Origin of the sequence: Domibacillus antri, assembly GCF_001936625.1 — a bacterium.
GTDB classification, from domain to species: Bacteria; Bacillota; Bacilli; order Bacillales; family Domibacillaceae; genus Domibacillus; species Domibacillus antri.
Genome location: NZ_MSDU01000044.1, coordinates 1 through 3,113, shown reverse-complemented (window position 1 = coordinate 3,113; position 3,113 = coordinate 1). Strand labels below are relative to the sequence as shown.

General features: G+C 54.4%; 1 rRNA gene. It reads right to left on the bottom strand.

The window, feature by feature from the left end:
• Nucleotides 1-75: 75 nt before the first annotated feature.
• Nucleotides 76-3,010: ribosomal RNA gene (locus BTO30_RS14690) — 23S ribosomal RNA — on the bottom strand.
• Nucleotides 3,011-3,113 lie beyond the last annotated feature (103 nt).

Sequence of the window (3,113 nt, the reverse complement as noted above, 5' to 3'; positions counted from 1 at the left end):
CTCGCTTTCCGTTATTGTCCAGCCTCGGGCGCTATCAGCGCGTGTCGCTGATAAGCGAGCGCCCGCGGCATTTCGTTGGTTAAGTCCTCGATCGATTAGTATTCGTCAGCTCCATGTGTCGCCACACTTCCACCCCGAACCTATCTACCTCGTCTTCTTCAAGGGATCTTACTTACTTGCGTAATGGGAAATCTCATCTTGAGGGGGGCTTCATGCTTAGATGCTTTCAGCACTTATCCCGTCCGCACGTAGCTACCCAGCGGTGCCTCTGGCGAGACAACTGGTACACCAGCGGTGCGTCCATCCCGGTCCTCTCGTACTAAGGACAGCTCCTCTCAAATTTCCTGCGCCCGCGACGGATAGGGACCGAACTGTCTCACGACGTTCTGAACCCAGCTCGCGTACCGCTTTAATGGGCGAACAGCCCAACCCTTGGGACCGACTACAGCCCCAGGATGCGATGAGCCGACATCGAGGTGCCAAACCTCCCCGTCGATGTGGACTCTTGGGGGAGATAAGCCTGTTATCCCCGGGGTAGCTTTTATCCGTTGAGCGATGGCCCTTCCATGCGGAACCACCGGATCACTAAGCCCGACTTTCGTCCCTGCTCGACTTGTAGGTCTCGCAGTCAAGCTCCCTTGTGCCTTTACACTCTGCGAATGATTTCCAACCATTCTGAGGGAACCTTTGGGCGCCTCCGTTACATTTTAGGAGGCGACCGCCCCAGTCAAACTGCCCGCCTGACACTGTCTCCCACCCGGATCACGGGTGCGGGTTAGAAGTTCAACACAGTCAGGGCAGTATCCCACCAGCGCCTCCACCGAAGCTGGCGCTCCGGCTTCCAAGGCTCCTGCCTATCCTGTGCAGACTGTGCCAAAATTCAATATCAGGCTGCAGTAAAGCTCCACGGGGTCTTTCCGTCCTGTCGCGGGTAACCTGCATCTTCACAGGTACTATAATTTCACCGAGTCTCTCGTTGAGACAGTGCCCAGATCGTTGCGCCTTTCGTGCGGGTCGGAACTTACCCGACAAGGAATTTCGCTACCTTAGGACCGTTATAGTTACGGCCGCCGTTTACTGGGGCTTCAATTCAGACCTTCGCTTAGCAGCTAAGCCCTCCTCTTAACCTTCCAGCACCGGGCAGGCGTCAGCCCCTATACGTCGCCTTGCGGCTTTGCAGAGACCTGTGTTTTTGCTAAACAGTCGCCTGGGCCTATTCACTGCGGCTCCCGCAGGCTTTCACCCGCAGGAGCACCCCTTCTCCCGAAGTTACGGGGTCATTTTGCCGAGTTCCTTAACGAGAGTTCACTCGCTCACCTTAGGATTCTCTCCTCGCCTACCTGTGTCGGTTTGCGGTACGGGCGCCCGCAGCCTCGCTAGAGGCTTTTCTTGGCAGTGTGGAATCAGGAACTTCGGTACTTTATTTCCCTCGCCATCACAGCTCCGCCTTATAGGGTAACGGGATTTGCCTCGTTACCGGCCTAACTGCTTGGACGCGCATCCATCCGCGCGCTTACCCTATCCTCCTGCGTCCCCCCGTTGCTGATAACGGCTGCTGGGCGGTACAGGAATATCAACCTGTTCTCCATCGCCTACGCCTTTCGGCCTCGGCTTAGGTCCCGACTAACCCTGAGAGGACGAGCCTTCCTCAGGAAACCTTAGGCATTCGGTGGAAGGGATTCTCACCCTTCTTTCGCTACTCATACCGGCATTCTCACTTCCAGACGCTCCACCAGTCCTTCCGGTCTGGCTTCACAGCAGCTGGAACGCTCTCCTACCACTGATCCCGATGGGATCAATCCACAGCTTCGGTGATACGTTTAGCCCCGGTACATTTTCGGCGCAGAGTCACTCGACCAGTGAGCTATTACGCACTCTTTAAATGGTGGCTGCTTCTAAGCCAACATCCTGGTTGTCTGGGCAACTCCACATCCTTTTCCACTTAACGTATACTTGGGGACCTTAGCTGGTGGTCTGGGCTGTTTCCCTCTTGACTACGGATCTTATCACTCGCAGTCTGACTCCCAAAGATAAGTTTCTGGCATTCGGAGTTTGTCTGAATTCGGTAACCCGGGATGGGCCCCTAGTCCAAACAGTGCTCTACCTCCAGAACTCTTCCTTTGAGGCTAGCCCTAAAGCTATTTCGGAGAGAACCAGCTATCTCCAGGTTCGATTGGAATTTCACCGCTACCCACACCTCATCCCCGCACTTTTCAACGTGCGTGGGTTCGGGCCTCCAGTGAGTGTTACCTCACCTTCACCCTGGACATGGGTAGATCACCTGGTTTCGGGTCTACGACCTCATACTTATGCGCCCTGTTCAGACTCGCTTTCGCTGCGGCTCCGCATCATCTGCTTAACCTTGCATGAAATCGTAACTCGCCGGTTCATTCTACAAAAGGCACGCCATCACCCGTTAACGGGCTCTGACTACTTGTAGGCACACGGTTTCAGGATCTCTTTCACTCCCCTTCCGGGGTGCTTTTCACCTTTCCCTCACGGTACTGGTTCACTATCGGTCACTAGGGAGTATTTAGCCTTGGGAGATGGTCCTCCCGGATTCCGACGGAATTCCTCGTGTTCCGCCGTACTCAGGATCCACTCAAGAGAGAAGAAAATTTCAGCTACAGGGCTGTTACCTCGTTTCGCGGGCCTTTCCAGACCGCTTCGCCTATTCTCTTCCTTTGTAACTCCGTATAGAGTGTCCTACAACCCCAGGAAGCAAGCTTCCTGGTTTGGGCTATGTCCCGTTTCGCTCGCCGCTACTCAGGGAATCGCGTTTGCTTTCTCTTCCTCCGGGTACTTAGATGTTTCAGTTCCCCGGGTATGCCTCCTCCTGCCCTATGTATTCAGGCAGGGGTGCCATCCCATTACGGATGGCGGGTTCCCCCATTCGGAAATCTCCGGATCCATGCTTACTTACAGCTCCCCGGAGCATATCGGTGTTAGTCCCGTCCTTCATCGGCTCCTAGTGCCAAGGCATCCACCGTGCGCCCTTTCTAACTTAACCTAAAATGGCGTGGTATCTTACTCGGTTTTATGCTTTGTTATACGATTACTTATATCCAGTTTTCAAAGAACAGGTTCAATTAGAAGGCATTGTCCAGCTCCAT